The sequence below is a fragment of the Microbispora oryzae genome (assembly GCF_017896165.1).
GTDB lineage: Bacteria > Actinomycetota > Actinomycetes > Streptosporangiales > Streptosporangiaceae > Microbispora > Microbispora oryzae.
The window spans coordinates 1-15,886 of the sequence record NZ_JAFCNB010000021.1 but is presented as its reverse complement, the minus strand read 5'-3'; the positions used below and the strand labels follow the sequence as shown (position 1 = coordinate 15,886).

Annotated in this window: 12 protein-coding genes; 8 read left to right on the top strand and 4 right to left on the bottom strand. The window is 72.5% G+C overall.

Going from position 1 to position 15,886, the window contains the following annotated elements; translation table 11 throughout:
- Positions 1–3: 3 nt before the first annotated feature.
- The 5 genes from JOL79_RS27735 to JOL79_RS35650 are packed head-to-tail and all read left to right on the top strand — an operon-like array spanning position 4 to position 5,179.
- A complete protein-coding gene (locus JOL79_RS27735) occupies positions 4–1,020 on the top strand; it encodes an ABC transporter permease (RefSeq protein WP_210158850.1) in 1,017 nt (338 codons plus the stop codon).
- A complete protein-coding gene (locus tag JOL79_RS27730; protein ID WP_210158849.1) occupies positions 1,017–1,880 on the top strand; it encodes an ABC transporter permease in 864 nt (287 codons plus the stop codon). Before JOL79_RS27735 ends, JOL79_RS27730 begins: the two co-directional genes overlap by 4 nt.
- Entirely contained in the window at positions 1,877–2,731 is an 855-nt protein-coding gene (locus JOL79_RS27725) for an ATP-binding cassette domain-containing protein (RefSeq protein WP_210158848.1), read from the top strand. The genes JOL79_RS27730 and JOL79_RS27725 overlap by 4 nt, the downstream gene beginning before the upstream one ends.
- Positions 2,728–3,711, top strand: a complete 984-nt coding sequence (locus JOL79_RS27720) for an ABC transporter ATP-binding protein (RefSeq protein WP_210158847.1) — start codon at positions 2,728–2,730, stop codon at positions 3,709–3,711. The genes JOL79_RS27725 and JOL79_RS27720 overlap by 4 nt, the downstream gene beginning before the upstream one ends.
- A complete protein-coding gene (locus tag JOL79_RS35650; RefSeq protein ID WP_210158846.1) occupies positions 3,695–5,179 on the top strand; it encodes a PucR family transcriptional regulator in 1,485 nt (494 codons plus the stop codon). The genes JOL79_RS27720 and JOL79_RS35650 overlap by 17 nt, the downstream gene beginning before the upstream one ends.
- Before the next feature lie 38 nt (positions 5,180–5,217).
- On the opposite strand, the gene JOL79_RS27710 is transcribed toward JOL79_RS35650, so the two are convergent.
- Positions 5,218–6,435 (bottom strand): serine hydrolase domain-containing protein, encoded by a 1,218-nt coding sequence (locus tag JOL79_RS27710; RefSeq protein WP_210158845.1) that lies wholly within the window; start codon positions 6,433–6,435, stop codon positions 5,218–5,220.
- 335 nt (positions 6,436–6,770) lie between these two features.
- Here JOL79_RS27710 and JOL79_RS27705 point away from each other — a divergent pair, with 335 nt between their 5' ends.
- The gene (locus JOL79_RS27705; RefSeq protein WP_210158844.1) at positions 6,771–8,771 is read left to right on the top strand and encodes a hydantoinase/oxoprolinase family protein; all 2,001 of its coding nucleotides are present in this window, start codon (positions 6,771–6,773) and stop codon (positions 8,769–8,771) included.
- Positions 8,768–10,492 (top strand): hydantoinase B/oxoprolinase family protein, encoded by a 1,725-nt coding sequence (locus tag JOL79_RS27700; protein WP_210158843.1) that lies wholly within the window; start codon positions 8,768–8,770, stop codon positions 10,490–10,492. The genes JOL79_RS27705 and JOL79_RS27700 overlap by 4 nt, the downstream gene beginning before the upstream one ends.
- Before the next feature lie 36 nt (positions 10,493–10,528).
- Here JOL79_RS27700 and JOL79_RS27695 read toward each other — a convergent pair whose 3' ends face one another.
- Complete coding sequence (locus tag JOL79_RS27695) at positions 10,529–10,900, bottom strand: DUF742 domain-containing protein (RefSeq protein WP_210158842.1); 372 nt, start codon at positions 10,898–10,900, stop codon at positions 10,529–10,531.
- Complete coding sequence (locus JOL79_RS27690; protein WP_230985613.1) at positions 10,897–12,858, bottom strand: sensor histidine kinase; 1,962 nt, start codon at positions 12,856–12,858, stop codon at positions 10,897–10,899. Before JOL79_RS27690 ends, JOL79_RS27695 begins: the two co-directional genes overlap by 4 nt.
- Positions 12,859–13,066: 208 nt before the next feature.
- On the opposite strand from JOL79_RS27690, the gene JOL79_RS27685 reads away from it, so the two are divergent.
- Positions 13,067–14,701, top strand: coding sequence for an ABC transporter substrate-binding protein (locus JOL79_RS27685; RefSeq protein WP_230985612.1), 1,635 nt, complete (start codon positions 13,067–13,069; stop codon positions 14,699–14,701).
- A gap of 20 nt (positions 14,702–14,721) precedes the next feature.
- Here JOL79_RS27685 and JOL79_RS27680 read toward each other — a convergent pair whose 3' ends face one another.
- Positions 14,722–15,120, bottom strand: coding sequence for a hypothetical protein (locus JOL79_RS27680; RefSeq protein ID WP_210158840.1), 399 nt, complete (start codon positions 15,118–15,120; stop codon positions 14,722–14,724).
- Positions 15,121–15,886 lie beyond the last annotated feature (766 nt).

Below are 15,886 nucleotides of genomic sequence, written 5' to 3'. Positions count from 1 at the left end.
GGAATGTCGCGGTACCTGATCCGCCGGCTCGGCCAGGCAGCCCTGGTCGTGGCCGGCGTGGTCGTGCTCACGTTCGTGATCATGCGGCTGGTCCCCGGTGACCCGGCAGTGGCGTACGCGGGACCGCGGGCGTCGCCCGCGGAGCTGGCCGCGGCCCGCCGGCAGTTCGGGCTGGACGACCCGCTGCCGGTGCAGCTGTGGACGTACGTGCGCGACCTGCTCGGCGGCGACTGGGGAATAAGCCTGCACACCCGGCAGCCGGTGCGAGACGACCTTTTCCAGGCGTTCCCCGCGTCGCTCGAACTGGTCGGCGCGGCGCTCCTCCTCGCCGTCGTCGCCGGGATCCCGCTCGGCGTCGCCGCCGCCCGCTACAAGGGCCGGCTGCCCGATCTCTCGGTCCGCCTTTCGTCCATGCTGGCGGTGTCGGTCCCGGTGTTCTGGCTGGCCCTGGCGCTGCAGACGGTCTTCGGCAGCGTGCTGCGGTGGCTGCCCGTCGCCGGTGAGTACGACACCAATCTCGACACCACCAGCCCGCTGCACGTCTACACCAACATCACGGCCGTGGACGCCCTGTTCACCGGCAACTGGCCGATCCTGGGCAGCACGCTGGCCCATCTGGTGCTGCCCACGCTGGTGATCGCGGCGTACCCCGCCGGGGTGATCGCCCAGATGACCAGGGCCGCCCTGATCGAGGAGTCGGCCCGCGACCACGCCAGGCTCGAACGCGCTCTGGGCTTCGGGGAGACCGCCGTCCTCGCGCGGTTCGCGCTGCGGCCCGCGCTCAACCCGGTGCTGTCGCTGGTCGCGCTGGTCTTCGCCTACTCCATCGTGAACGGCTTCCTGGTCGAGGCCGTGTTCAACTGGCCCGGGCTGGGCCGGTACGCCGCCGACTCCATCCGCACGCTCGACACGCCCGCGGTGGCCGGGGTGACGCTGCTCGTGGCGCTCCTCTACGTGCTGGCCAACCTGGCCGTGGACCTGCTCCAGGGCGTGATCGACCCGAGAGTGAGGACGCGATGACGGCCCCCGGCGCGCTCGCGCCCCAACTGCGCCGCACGCCGCTGCGGCGGGTCGCCGGGCTCGACCGGCTGGCCCTGGCGGGCGGCGTACTGCTCGCGCTGATCGTGCTCGCGGCGCTGCTCGCCCCGTGGATCGCCCCCTACCCGGACGACGGAGGGTCCGCCACCCACGCGCTGGACGCGCTGCTCCCGCCGAGCGGCGCGCACTGGTTCGGCACCGACCAGGTGGGCCGCGACGTGCTCAGCCGGGTGCTGTTCGGGGCCAGGACCTCGCTGTTCATCGCCGTCGCCGTGCTGGCCGTCTCGGGGGTGGTGGGCGTGGCGCTCGGCGTGGTCGCGGGCTACGCGGGCGGCTGGCTCCAGGACGTGATCATGCGGGTGACCGACGTGTTCCTGGCCTTCCCCGCGCTGCTGCTCTCCCTCGCCCTGGCGGTCGTCCTGCAGCCGAGCGTGACCACCGTGATCGTCGCGATCGCCGCGACCTGGTGGCCCTGGTACGCCCGGCTCACCGCCTCCGTCGCCGCGTCGGTCGCCACCCGGGGATTCGTCGACTCGGCCCGCTGCCTGGGCGTCCCCGCACCGCTCATCGTGCTGCGCCACGTGCTGCCGAACTCGCTCACCCCGGTGCTGGTGCAGCTCTCGCTCGACGGCGGCGGCGTCATCCTCACCGCGGCGGCCCTGTCGTACCTCGGCCTCGGCGCCCACGAGCCCACCCCCGAGTGGGGGCTCATGGTGCAGCAGGGCCAGACCCTTTTCACCACCGACTGGTGGGCCGTGACGTTCCCCGGCCTGGCCATCGTCCTCACCGCGTTCGCGTTCAACGTGCTCGGCGAGGGACTGCGCGCGAGGCTGGCCCGATGAGCGCCCCACTGGTCGCGATCAGGGACCTCACCGTGCGGATCGGCGATCGCGTGATCGCCTCCATGCCCGAGCTCGACGTGGCGGCCGGCGAGTGCGTGGCGATCGTGGGCGAGAGCGGCTCGGGCAAGACCACCACTCTGCTCGCCACGCTCGGCCTCGTCCACGGCGCCGGCATCACCGGCGCGATCACGGTCACCGGCGTGGACGTCACGTCCGCCCGTCCGGCCGAGCTGAGAGGGCTGCGCGGCTCCCGGGCCGCCCTCGTCATGCAGAGCCCCCAGGCCGCGCTCAATCCGGTCATGCGTCTCGGCACGCTGATGCGCCGGGCGCTGGCCCGCCACGGGGTGCGCGGAGCCGAGGCGCGCGGCCGGGCGGAGGAGGCCGTGCGGGCGGTCCTGCTCGATCCGGCGATCCTGAGCCGCTATCCCCATCAGGTGTCCGGCGGGCAGGCGCAGCGGTTCGCCATCGCGCTCGCCCTGGCCCTGGGCGCGGAGATCCTGCTCGCCGACGAGCCCACCAGCGCGCTCGACGTGACCGTGCAGGCCGAGGTCGTCGCCGTACTGCGCCGCCTGCGCGACGAGCGCGGGCTCGCCGTGCTGCTGGTCTCGCACGACCTCGCCCTGGTCTCCACGATCGCCGACCGCGTGGTGGTCATGCGGGACGGCGCGGTGGTCGAGAGCGGGCCAGCGGCCGAGGTGTTCGCCCGGCCGCGCGACGCCTACACGCGCGAACTGATCGCCGCGGTCCCCCGCCTCCCCGGCGATGGGGAGACCGCACGGGACGCGAACGGCGCGACCGGCGCCGCCGACACGGTGGGCGCGGACGGCTCGGGCGACGAGGAGGGGCGATGACGTCGCGGGAGACGCTTGGCACGGAAGGGGTGACGCTGGCCTACGGCACGACGGCCGTGGTCCACGACGTGACCCTGTCGGTGGGCGAGGGCGGCGTCGGGCTGATCGGTGAGAGCGGCTCGGGCAAGACCACGCTCGCCCGTGCCCTGCTGGGCCTGCTGCGTCCCCGCTCGGGAACGGTCCGGTACGGCTCCCGCGACCTGGCCTCCCTCGGCAGGAAGGGGCGGGCGGAGTTCCGCCGGGCCGTGCAGCCGGTGTTCCAGGACGGCAGCGAGGCCCTCGACCCCCGCATGACCGCCGGGGCGTCGATCGCCGAGGCGCTGACCACCCACCACCGCATGGGACGGCGCGAGCGGCACGACAGGGTGGCGGAGCTGCTCGGCGCGGTCGGCCTCGACCCGGCGCTCGCCGCCCGCAGGCCGCATGAGATGTCGGGGGGCCAGCGCCAGCGGGTGGCCATCGCCCGCGCGCTCGCGGTCGAGCCGGGGATGCTCGTGCTCGACGAGCCCACCAGTGCCCTTGACGTGACCGTTCAGGCGAGGATCCTCGACCTGCTCGAACGGCTGACCGCGGAACGCGGCCTCGGACACCTGCTGATCACCCATAACCTGGGCGTGGTCGGCCGCCTGTGCGGCACCTCTCACGTCATGTTCGCCGGCCGCGTGGTGGAGTCGGGTCCGACCGGGACCGTTCTGGCCCGGCCCGCCCACCCGTACACGCTGGCGCTGCGCGACGCCGTGCCGCGCCTCGGCGGGGAGCCGCCGCGGGCGTCGGGCCGCACCGAGGCCGCGCCCGCCGAGACCGGGTGCCCGTTCCGGCTGCGCTGCCCGTACGCCGTGGACCGCTGCCGCGACGAGGCGCCCGCCCCGCGTGACCTGGACGGCCGCCGGGTGACCTGCCACCGCGCGGAGGAGGTGCTGTCCGGCCTCGCCCCAGTGGCCGGGGGAGAGCGGACGGGTCCGGGTGCGCCACGTCAGTGACCTGCTGAGAACTCCGGCCGGGCGTGGGCTGACCCTCGTCGCCGGTCCCTGGGACGCCCGCCCGGTGGACAGCGTCGTGCTGGTCGACGAGATGTGGGAGCTGGAGTGCGCCCCGACCGGCGCGCTGGCGATCCTGTCCCGCAACGCCGCGCGAGCCTGCGACGTGCTCGACACGTTGCGGATCGCCGGGCGCCGCGACCTCGCGGCCGTGCTGCTGCCGGGCTCCGCCGGAACCACGCCCGGCGTGGTCGAACTCGCCCGGCGGGTGGGCGTCGCCCTGCTGACCGGCGGTTCGGAGCAGTCGTTGTCGGACACCGTGCTCGGGCTCGGCGCGGCCCTGCGGGCCGACCCCGACCTGCTGCTCCGCCGCACCCGCGAGGCGATCGACCGGCTCGGCGCGATGGAGGGCGCCGGCGAGGACGACGTCCTGCGCGCGGCGTCCGCCGCCGTCGGGGTCGAGTTCGGCGTGGCCGAGGTCGCGGAGCACGCGTCGAACGCCGCGGTGATCCGGGTGGACGGACGGCCGGACGGCTACGTGCGCTGGCACGGCGAAGACCCGGCCGCCGCGATCGTGGCCGGGGTGGTCGCCGCCATGCTCGGCCGGGTGCGCGTCGCCGCCCTGGTCAGGGAACGAGCCAGGGAGCAGGCTCTGCTGGCTCTGCTGCGGGCGGGAACGGGCGACCTGCGGGCCGCCGCCCGCCGCGCACGGCACGCGGGTGTCCCGGTCGACGGCTGGCACGTCGCCGTCTTCCTCCGCGATCCCGGCGACCCCGGCGTTCACGGCGATCATGGAACTCCCGTGCGGGGGGCCGAGCCCGCCCGGCCGCCCGGCGACGTCGTGCTAAGGCAGGTGCGCCGCGCGGCGGCGGGCGCCGGCGTCGATCCGTACGCCAAGCCGGTCGGGACGGCCGTGGGGTCGGCCGTGGGGACGACCGCCCCGCTCGCCGCGCCGCCCCTCACGACCCCGTGGCAGGACGGCCTGCTCGTGGTGTTCACGACCGATGAGCCGGTGGACGGACCACCCGAAGCCGGCGCCTGGCCGGGGTTCGCCCTCGGCGTGGGCACCTGTCAGGCGGGACCCGAGGGCCTGCGCCGTACGGCGGCGCAGGCGCGGGCGGCGGCGAGCCGGGCCGTACGCGGCGAGGTGGTGCGGTTCGACCGCCTGGGCGTGCACGCGATCCTCGCCGAGCTGAGCGGCAGCCAGAGCGCGCTGATGGCCGCCCGTGACATGCTCGCCCCGCTCGACGGCCTGGGTGCGCTGAGCGCCCACGCGGTGCCCACCCTCAAGGCGTACCTGGACGCCTGGGGGTCGAGGACCCGGGCGGCCGAGGTGCTCACCCTCCACCCGAACGCCGTGGCCCACCGGATCAGGCGCATCTCCGAGGCGCTCGGGGCCGACCTGTCCGACCCGCAGACCCGCTTCGCGCTGCAGTTGGCCTGCCACGTCGTGCTCGAAGCCCGGCCCTGATCACCCGCTTCTCGTACAGCCGATCCGCGCGTCGCTCGTCAGCGACGACCCGGGCAGAACGCCGCCGTGGACGCCGCCGTGGTGAGCTTCCCCTGGTCGACCTTGTCGCCGTTGAAGTTGAACGACATCGTGCGGCGGCCGTCGCGTGTCCCCGCCACCCAGGTCAGCGACCCCATGATCGTGCCGCCGTGTCCGTACACGGTCACGCCGCAGGGCAGGTCGAGCAGGATGACGCCGAGCCCGTAGCGGTACGGGCCCTTCCCGGAGAAGAGCTTCGACTTCGGGGTCGGGGTGAGCATCTCGCGTAGCAGAGCGGGCGGCAGCAGGCGCCCGGACAGCAGTTCGGAGTCGAACCGGTTGAGGTCGGCGACCGTGGAGATCGCCGCTCCTGCGGGGCCGGCCCAGGACGGGTTGAACCCTGGGACCTGCTCGATCCGGCCCGCGTCGTTCTTGCTGTATCCCCGCATGAAGGGGCTGCGGACGTCCGGCGACGTACCCGGGAGGTACGTCCCGTTCAGCCGCAGCGGCCGGAGGATGCGCCGGTTGATCTCGTCGGCGTACGACTGCCCGGTCGCCCGCTTGATGATCATGCCGAGCAGGACGTAGTTGGTGTTGCAGTACTCCCAGGAGGTTCCGGGCCGGAAGACCGGTGGGTGGCTGACGGCGTAGTTCCGGACCAGCTCCTGCAAGGTGAACGTGGTGAGCGGGTGCCGTTCGAATCTCTGGAGCATCCGCGCGTCCTTCGTGTAGTTGAACAGCCCGCTGGTGTGGTTGAGCAGCATCCGTATGGTTATGGCCCGCCCGTCGTTGCCGTTCCCGGTGACGAGACCGGGCAGCCACCGGTCCACCGTGTCGGTCAGCCGGAGCCGGCCCTCGGCCACCAGCTGCAGGATGACGGTGGCGACGAAGGTCTTGGTGGTGCTGCCGATCCGGAAATGCGTGTCGGCGCCGGGCCGCTCCCGGGTCCGCAGGTCCGCGAATCCGCGGTAGAGCGTGGTGACGTGTCCCGGTCGCCAGATCTGCGCCACCGCTCCCGGCGAGCCCTCCCGTACCGCCCGATCGAGTACGGCGCCCAGGGCCCGCGTCTCCGAGGGCGACAGGGACGGCGACGGCGAGAGGGACGGCGACGGCGAGAGGGAGGGAGACGGCGGCGGGGACGGCGCCGTCAGCGAAACGGGCAGCGCGACGGCCAGCGCGGCCGCCGGAGCGAGGAGGCGACACGGCCGGGCGAGGCGCGGTGACCGGGCAGGGCGCATGGGAACTCCTTCGGGACCGTCGTCGCCGTCCGCGACCGCCCGGGCGCGTCCCGGGAGTCCGGCGAGTGCTGTGAGCGCCCCCGCGTGTCCGAAGCGCCTGGCCGTCGAGCGCCAGGCGGGTCCCGGAGGGATCCGGCGCCGTGTGAAGGGGCGTGTCGTCCACGATCGGCGGAGCGCGCGGCCCCACCCGCGACAAGAAGTCGCCTACTTGGGACTTATTGCCCGCAATCGGGCAGTGAACCTCCGGCCGCGCTGTCTTCGCGGCACAACACCCCGGTTCGCGTCGTTGTGAGGCCACATCGACGGCGTCCGCGTCCGGTCCTACGGTGCCAGGCATGACAACGGTCATCGGAGTGGACGTCGGTGGGACCTTCACCGACCTCGTCCTCCACGACGCCGCCACCGGGGAGATCAGGATCGCCAAACGGCCGACCACCCCGGCCGCGCCGGAGCTGGGCGTCCTCGCCGCGGTCGACGCGGCCGTGCCCGGCGAGCTGCTCGCCCGCTGCCGTCACTTCGTCCACGGCACCACGGTGGGGCTCAACGCCCTGCTGGAACGCGCGGACGCGCGGACCGTGGGGCTTGTCACCACCGCCGGCTTCCGCGACGTGCTGGAGATCCGCCGCGGCGACCGCGACGACCCCTACGACCTGTTCTGGACCCCTCCGCCGCCGCTCGTGCCGAGGCGGCTGCGCGTCGAGGCCGGCGAGCGGGTGGCCGCCGACGGCTCCGTCGTACGCCCGCTCGATCCCGATTCCGTACGGCGGGCCGCGGAGCACTTCGCGGCGGAGGGCGTGGACACCGTCGCCGTCGTACTGATCAACTCGTACGCCAACCCGGAGCACGAGCTGCGGACCGCCGAGCTGCTCCGGGAGGCCGGCTTCACCGGGCCGATCTCGCTCTCCCATGAGGTGTCGGGGGAGTACCGGGAGTACGAACGGACCTGCACCACGGTCGTCGACGCCTTCGTACGGCACCGGATGGGGCCCTACCTGCGCAACCTCGCCCGCGAGCTGCGGGATCGGGGGTTCACCGGCGAGCTGCTCGTCACCCGCTCGGGCGGCGGCGCGCTGACCCTGGCCGAGGCCGTGGCGCGGCCGTTCGAGACGATCCTGTCCGGCCCGGTCGCGGGAGCCGCCGCGACCGCCCGGCTCGCCGAGACGCTCGGCCTGCCGGCCGTGGTCGCCGCCGACGTGGGCGGCACCAGCTTCGACACGGCCCTCATCGAGGAGGCGCGGCTTCCCCTGCTGTTCCAGGGTGAGGTCCTCGGGCTGCCGCTGCAGAGCCCCTGGGTCGATGTCCGGTCGGTCGGCGCGGGCGGCGGTTCGATCGCGTACGCGGACTTCGGCGGCCTGCTCAGGGTGGGACCGCGCAGCGCCGGAGCCGACCCCGGCCCGGCCTGCTACCCGGGCGGCGGCACCGAGCCCACGGTCACCGACGCCGCGCTGCACCTCGGCATGATCCCGGCGGGCCGCATCGCCGGCGGACTCGACCTCTCGCCGGGCCGGGCCGCCGACGCGCTCGCGCCGCTCGCCGGGCCGACCGGGCTCGCCGGCACCGACGCCGTCGCCGAGGGCGTGATCAGGATCGCCACCGCCCACATGGCCCAGGCCGTGCGCGGCGTGACCGTCGAACGGGGCGTGGACCCGCGCGGCACGGCGATCGTCGCGTTCGGCGGGGCCGGACCGCTGTTCGGCTGCCTGCTCGCCGACGAGCTCGACGTGGACACCGTCGTGATCCCGCCCAACGCGGGCAACTTCTCCGCCGTGGGGCTGGTCCAGGCCGACATCGTCCGCTCGGCGGCCCGCACGCTCGTCCGCCCGCTCGACGCGGAGGCGCCGCCTGTCATCGACCGGATGGCCGGCGCGCTGTTCGAGCGCCTCGCGCAGGACGGGGCCGTCCGGGAGGTCCATCTCGACCTGCGCCACCGCGGCCAGGAGCACACGCTCACGATTCCGTTGCGTCCCGGCGACGACCTCACCGCGATCGGCGCCCGCTTCTCGGAGGCGTACCACCGGGCGTTCGGCCACCGGCTGCCCGATCCGCTGGAGGTCGTCACCGTACGGGCGACCAGCCGGGTGGTGCTCGACCGGTCGCGTCCGCTGGTGCCCGCCCCGCCGTCCGCCGAGGCGACGGCGGAGACCACCCACCTGTGGTCGTTCCGGGAGCGGGCCCGGGTGGAGGCGCCGGTGGTGCCGAGGGCGGCGTGCACGGAACCGGTGGAGGGGCCCGCGCTCGTGATCGAGCCCACCGCGACCACCTATCTCGACGCGGGCTTCACCGCCGAGGCGCATCCGAGCGGCTGCCTCGTCATCAAGCGAAAGGACCGCCGATGACCATCGTGCGCACCCGGTTCGCCGAGGCGCATCCGGGGCTGGCCGACGACGCCGACCCGGTCACCACCGAGATCATCCGGCAGGCGCTGAACGCGGCGGCCGAGCAGATGAAGCAGTCGCTCATCCGCACCGCGTTCTCCCCGATCATCTACGAGGCGCTGGACTTCGCGGTCGCGTTCTACGACGCCGACATGTGCATGCTGGCCCAGGCCCCGACGCTGCCCGCGTTCATGGGCACGCTCGGGTTCTGCGTACGGGAGGCCGTCGAGGGCGTCGGCGGCCCCGGCGCGCTCAGCCCGGGCGACGTGATCCTCTACAACGACCCGTACGGTACCGGCTCCCACCCGCAGGACGCCGCCATGATCGTGCCGGTCTTCCACCGGCCCGAGACGGGCGACGACCTGCTCGTGGGCTACGCGACGATCAAGGCGCACTGGCTCGACATCGGCGGCAAGGATCCCTACTGCACCGACACCGTCGACGTCCACCAGGAAGGCACGATCTTCCCCGGGGTCAAGCTGTACGACGCGGGCCGGCTCGTCAGCGACATCTACCGCATGATCGTCGCCAACAGCCGCATGCCGGAGATGGTGATCGGCGACATCAACGCGATGGTCGCCGGGGCCAGGACGGGCGGCGAGGCGCTCGCCGCCGTCGTCCGGCGTTACGGCCCGGACGTGTTCCGCCGCAGCGTCGCCCGGATGTACGCCCACGGCGAGGCGCTGGTGCGCGGCTGGTTCGAACGGCTGCCCGACGGCGTCTACCGGGCCGACAGCGTGATCGACTCCGACGGTGTGAACGGCGCGCCGATCCCGTTCGGGGTCGAGGTCACGGTCGCCGGGTCGTCGGTGACCGTGGACCTGACCGGATGCCCCGACCAGGCCGGCGGCCCGATCAACTGCCCGCTGCCCTCGACGGTGGCCGCGGCGCGGATCGCGGTGGCCTTCCTCGCGGGCGCGGGGGAGCAGCCCAACGAGGGCCACTTCCGCCCGCTGGAACTGGTCACCCGGCTCGGCTCCCTCTTCCATCCCGTACGGCCGGCCCCGTGCTTCATGTACGGCGTCCCATCCGACCACGCCATCGAGCTGATCATCCGGGCGTTGGCGGAGGCCGTCCCCGACGTCGTGCCGGCGGCGAGTGGCGGCGACATCAACGCGCTGGTGTGGTGGGGCAACCGGGAGGCGACCGGCGAGCCCTGGGCGGACGGCGCCCCCCACCCGGTCGGCCAGGGCGCCTCCCGCTCGGCCGACGGGGCGAGCGCGCTCATGTACATCTCCGAGTCGGCCACCAGGTTCACACCGTCCGAGGTGTGGGAGGCCCGCAACCCCTGGCGGATCGAACGGCTCGCGCTCGCCGAGGACTCCGGCGGCCCCGGACGGCACCGCGGCGGCCTCGGGCTGGACCTGTCGTTCCGGGTGCTTGAGGACCAGTACCTCACGGCCGGGCTGGCCAGGACGGCCCTGGAACCGTGGGGCCTCGACGGCGGCCTCGCCGGGCGGCCCAACCGGCTCACGGTCGAATATCCGGACGGCCGCACCGAGGACTTCTCCCTGAAGACGCGGATCTTCCTGCCCACGGGATCGGTGGTCCACCTGCGCACCGGCTCGGGCGGCGGGTACGGACCGCCCTCCGAACGCGACCCCGAGGCCGTACGAGCCGATGTGCGCGAGGGCTACATCAGCCCCGAGCAGGCACGGCGGCACTACCCGCACGCGTTCTGACCCGAGGGCCGCGCCGGGTACGGGATCCGGCGCGGCTCACAGCGCGCGCAGGCCGGTGATGACCTCCGTCAGGATGCTGGAGTGGGGCAGCTGTGCGACGTTCTTCGGCGGACGGACCTGCACGAGCCCCTGCTCGTGCAGGTCGCTCACCAGCACCTGCACCACGCCGAACGGAAGGTCGATCGCCGAGGCGATGTCGACCAGCGGAGTCGCCCGCGCGCACAGGCTGAGGATCATCCACTGTTCGGGGCCGAGGCTCACCGGGGTGGGACCGCCCGTCGCCGTCACGATCGCGACCAGGTCGATGGACTTGTTGGACGGCCGGACCCGGCCCCGCGTCAGGGCGTAGGCGGGGACGACCGGCCCCGCCTCGTCGTCCAGCCACTGGTCCTGCAGCCGTTCGCTCACGACCCCTCCTCGCCCGGTCGTTCTTCGTTTTCGGTTCCCCGCGTCAACGGGGCGAGGATGATGTCCTCTGGGGTGACCTCCTGCGCCGTCAGGCGGGCGAGGTCGGCGTCCTTCGGGTAGACCATGAGGGTGGATGGGATCAGCACGATCGCGGTCGTTCCTCCGTACGGCGAGGGGCGCAGCGTCACCTTGACGTCCCTTCGGGCGGCCAGGCGGGCGACGACGAACAGCCCCATGCGGTCGGTGTCGGCGATGTCGAACTCCGGAGGGTTCGCGAGCCGCTCGTTGAGCTCGGCCAGCCGTTCGGCCGTCATGCCCAGTCCGCGGTCCTCGATCTCCACGACGAAGCCGGTGCCCACGAGCTCCCCCCGCACCGACACCGAGGTGTGCGGGGGCGAGAAGATCGTGGCGTTCTCGATCAGCTCGGCGATGAGGTGGATCACGTCGGCCACCGCTGAGCCGTCGAGCCCGTGCTCCTCCATCGGCATCACGTTCACCCGGACGTAGTCCTCCACCTCCGCGGCCGCGCCCCGCACCACGTCGTACATCGGGACGGGCCTGCGCCAGGCGCGTCCCGGTGCCGCGCCGGACAGGATGATCAGGCCCTCGGCGTGGCGGCGCATGCGGGTGGTGAGGTGATCGAGGCGGAACAGCTCCTCCAGCACGTCCGGCTCGGTCGCGTGCCGCTGCATGTTGTGGAGCTGCGTGCGCTGCCGGTGGAGCAGGGTCTGGCTGCGCCGGGCCAGGTTCAGGAAGACCTGGCCGACGCCTCGCTGGAGACGCGCCTGGCCGATGGCGGCCTCCACGGCCGTCTGCTGGACGGTCGAGAAGGCCGTGCCGACGTCCTGGATCTCCGCCGTCTCGCCCGGGGTCCTGATGGGCGGCGCCTCGGTCGCGACGTCGACGTCCTCGCCCTTCCTGAGCCGGTCCAGGAGGCTGGGCAGGCGCACGTTCGCGAGGTCGAGCGCAGCCTGCCGGAGCCCGGCGAGCTCGCGGGCGAGCCGGGAGCCGAAGCGCAGCGAGAGGAGGATCGAGGCGACCACCGCCAGGAGCCCGAAGCCGCCGACGAGCACCGCCCGCCAGAGGATCGAGTCGGCGATCGGCGCGGCCCGCTCGGTCAGGAACGACCCGGCCTGCGTCTGGGCCTTCTGCGACGACTGGGCGAAGCCGTCGGAGGTCGTCTGCCAGAGGCGCTGGGAGCTCGGCGACAGCCTCCGCCCCGCGATGATCGCCTCTTCCTGCAGCCGGAGGCGCTGGTAGAGCGGGGTCGTGATCAGGTTCACGTGGATCTGGCGCAGCCCGGGGTCGAGCTCGGGGAGCGCCTGGTCGATGAGGAAGCGGCGGTTGCCCACGAGCTGGGTGAAGAGCTTGCGCTCCTCCTCGGTCATCGCGCCGGAGGCCGCCGCGCCCGCCTCCAGGGCCTGCTCCCTGGTGAGCAGCTCCTTGGCGTACCCGAGGGAGATCACGACCCGCGACTGCTGATAGATCGGGATGTCGTCGATCAGGGCCAGGCTGTAGTGCATTCGGTAGATCGAGTCGCTCACGAGGTTGTACGTCTCGATCACGCGGAGCCGGTCGGGCTCGCCCTCGTCGATCTCCGCGCGGATCTCGTCGAGCCGGCCGAGCCCGGCCAGCATCTCGTCGACCTGCGACCGCATCGTGGGGGTGGTGGCCCCCCGGGACGAATCCGACAGCGCCAGCGTGCGGACCCGGTCACGGGCGGCGTTGGTCCGCTGCCGCTGCACGGTCATCTCGGCGCGCGCGGATCGGGCCCGGGATCCGATGTAGCGGGCGGACGAGAGCCGTTCCGCCTGCAACTCGACGATCAGAGTGTCGGCCGGCTGGCGCAGCGTCGACCACAGAGTGTTGTACGTCCGGAGGCGGAGGCTGTCCCCGATGGTCACCCCGGCGGTCACGACCCAGAGGGCGACCAGGGAGAAGAGCGGAACGAGAAGCAAACCGATGAGCCTGTACCTGATCGGCCGGCCGCGCCTTCGGGGACTCATGGCAACCCTCGTCCCGGGAAGTGAGCAAGCTTCCCGAAAGCTCTTGTGGGACAGAGACAGAGGCTAGCAGCGCATTGTGTCTGATGCGGTGAATGAGACGCGCTATCCGGAAATTTCCCGTCTAATCCCGATCTTGCAGTAGCTTCGATCATGCTAGCTGATGGTGGAAAGGACCCCGCACCGCATGCGCCGCTTCCTCGTCCCCGGTGTCCTGGGTCTCATGGCCGCGCTGGCCCTCGCCGGGTGCGGCGGTGGTGAGGTCCGCGGCACGTCGATGCCCGGCCCGCCGACCGGGAACCAGGCCACCTTCGTCTACCTGCAGAACGTCGACGTCGTCACCGACTGGGACCCGGCCACGTCGTACTCCAACGAGCTCGTGGCGATGCAGAACATCTACGAGTCGCTGACGGTCTACAACCCGCTGACCCGGCGGGCCGGCCCCCGCCTCGCCGAACGCTGGCAGAGCTCGCCGGACGGCAAGACGTGGACCTTCACCCTGCGGCCCGGCATGCGGTTCCACACCGGCAGGCCGGTCGACGCGGCGGCGGTCAAGGCGTCGATCGAACGCACCAGGAAGCTCGGCCAGGGCGCGGCCTACATCTGGGACGCGGTGCGGGGGATCACGGCCAAGGACACGCTCACCGTGGAGTTCCGGCTGAAGTATCCGGCGCCGATCGACCTCGTCGCCTCGGCCGACTACGCGGCGTACATCTACGACACGCAGGCCGCCGGCTCGGGCGACCTCGGGAAGTGGTTCCAGCGCGGCAGGGACGCGGGCTCCGGGCCGTACACGGTCGCGAGCTGGCAGAAGGGCAAGGAGAAGGAGCTGGTGCTGCGGGCGTTCGGCTCGTACTGGGGGGGCTGGGAAGGCCCGCACTACCAGAACGTGGAGTTCCGGGTGACCCCGGACCTGAACACCTCCTGGCAGCTCCTCCTGCGCGGCGAGGCCAGCTTCGTGCAGCGGCTCACGCCGGAGCTGTTCCAGAAGGCACGGGGCACGGCCGGCGTACGAACTCTCCAGGTGCCGTCGTTCCAGAACCTCCTCGTCCTCTTCAACACCGCGTCGGGCCCGCTGGCGGACGTCCGCCTGCGCAAGGCCGTGCAGAAGGCCATCGACTACGACGGCATCCTCACGGCGCTCAAGGGGGCCGGCACGGGCGCCACCGGCCTCGTGCCCGGGGGGCTGCTCGGCCACGTCACCGCGGCGGGCGCGCAGCCACACCAGGACCTCGCCGGAGCGGCCGAGCTGCTCACGCAGGCGGGGTACGGCCCCGGCGGCAAGCCACTGCGCCTCACCATGACGTACGCCCAGGGCGACGACGACGAGCAGGTGCTCGCCACGCTCCTGACCAACGCCCTGGCCGGGTTGAACGTGCAGGTGGACGCCCGGGCCATGCAGTGGAACGCCCAGTGGGACCGGGGGAAGGCCAGCGACCCGGCCAGGCGGCAGGACATCTTCGTCATGTACTGGTGGCCCGACTACGCCGACGCGTACTCGTGGTTCCGCAACGTCTTCCACAGCGCGACGCCGGTGTCGTTCAACCTGACCTATTTGGAGAACAGGGACATCGACTCCCGGATCGACGCGCTGCCGTCACTCCTGGCGACCGACCGGGGAGCCGCCGAGAAGGCGTACGCCTACCTCCAGTCGGCGCTGATCGGGAAGGAGGCGGCCGTGGCCGTGCCGTGGGTGTCCAACTACCAGAGGGCCTACCTCGGCAACGTCCAGGGGTTCACCGACAACCCGGCGTACCCCAACGTCGTCTTCGTGCACGACCTCATCCCCAGCGGGTGAGCTCGCGGCGCGCGCCGGGGTCAGCCGCGCACAGTACGGCTGACCCCGCCGCACCGGGGGACCCGGCCCTTCGGCGCGCCCATACGCGGGGGCGTCTCCTCGGCGTGGTCCAGCAGGGCCTGCGCGGTGCGGGCGTCCGAGAGGATCCGCTGGACCTGGTCGCCCGCGGGGAGCTGGCCGTGCTTGGCCAGCTCGTGGCGGAGGAAGGTCAGAGGAGCCGCGTCGCCCTGGTCATCGGCGGCGACGGTCGCGCGGGCGGCGGTGAGGAGCCCCAGGTAGTACGACCGCAGGGCGGCCTCGCGCATCCGGATCTGCTCCAGGTCGTCGAGCAGGATCCGGGCGAGCTCCAGCAGCTCGCTCGGGTGTCCGGCCTCGGCCGCGATGTGGGCCCGGATGTCGTCGAACTCCGACCGCGTCATGATGGCCACCTCCAGCGTCGGAAGTCCGGGCAGCCGGGTTGGCGCCGAACGGAGACTTCCGCATCGTCTTCGTAGCGCGGGGCGATTGCGGGCGACTTGACGTTCGGTTGCGTGGGGAGGGACCACTCCGCGAGGGCCCTTTTCGTACCGGACACAGACGTCGCCACCATGGTGCCGCGCCTCATGCCGTGCCTCCCCGATCCTCCGCGCCATGTCGGCGTGATCGCCGTAGCGCTATTTAGATGCCTGAGAGCCGGATCCGGTTGTCTTCTACCCCCTCGCGTGTTTTGCGCGGCTGAGCGGGGAGCCGGGAGGGGGCCGGCACCGATGCGAGGTTGCGATCGCTGAGATGGGTGCTGTGGGGAATGAACGCGAACAGTGGGGCACTCATCGGCGATTGGGTCTTGTGGTGTTCGAGTGCTGGTAATCTTTCGTTGTCGGCGCGGTTCGGCGCGGCTCCTCTCGATCATCTCGGTGGTTGTGTGGTGCCTGCGTGTCCGTCGCCGGTGATCTCTTTGTCTTGGCCGGATTCTTCCGCTGGTTTGTGCTGGTGGGGGAGTTCGGGTAAGGTCGAGGGGTTGCCCCGGAGACGGGGCGTCGAATTCCTATCGGTTGGCGGGTTTCGAGTCAAATGGATCCGAATCGGGTCGGTTTGACAGAAATCTTCCAGGCGGCGAGAATAGAGACACAACGAAATGAACGCCCCGGAGTTCGGGTCTCGCGGTTTGCGGGTTCGGGTGATGGTGATCGCGTCCGTTTCTTGAGA

Bases quoted from the DNA above. Each gene is read 5' to 3' on its own strand.
- JOL79_RS27685 (WP_230985612.1), top strand. From the start codon at position 13,067: ATGGTGGAAAGGACCCCGCACCGCATGCGCCGCTTCCTCGTCCCCGGT.
- JOL79_RS27735 (WP_210158850.1), top strand. From the start codon at position 4: ATGTCGCGGTACCTGATCCGCCGGCTCGGCCAGGCAGCCCTGGTCGTG.
- JOL79_RS27720 (WP_210158847.1), top strand. From the start codon at position 2,728: ATGACGTCGCGGGAGACGCTTGGCACGGAAGGGGTGACGCTGGCCTAC.
- JOL79_RS27700 (WP_210158843.1), top strand. From the start codon at position 8,768: ATGACCATCGTGCGCACCCGGTTCGCCGAGGCGCATCCGGGGCTGGCC.
- JOL79_RS27730 (WP_210158849.1), top strand. From the start codon at position 1,017: ATGACGGCCCCCGGCGCGCTCGCGCCCCAACTGCGCCGCACGCCGCTG.
- JOL79_RS27725 (WP_210158848.1), top strand. From the start codon at position 1,877: ATGAGCGCCCCACTGGTCGCGATCAGGGACCTCACCGTGCGGATCGGC.
- JOL79_RS27680 (WP_210158840.1), bottom strand. From the start codon at position 15,120: ATGACGCGGTCGGAGTTCGACGACATCCGGGCCCACATCGCGGCCGAG.
- JOL79_RS27710 (WP_210158845.1), bottom strand. From the start codon at position 6,435: ATGCGCCCTGCCCGGTCACCGCGCCTCGCCCGGCCGTGTCGCCTCCTC.
- JOL79_RS27705 (WP_210158844.1), top strand. From the start codon at position 6,771: ATGACAACGGTCATCGGAGTGGACGTCGGTGGGACCTTCACCGACCTC.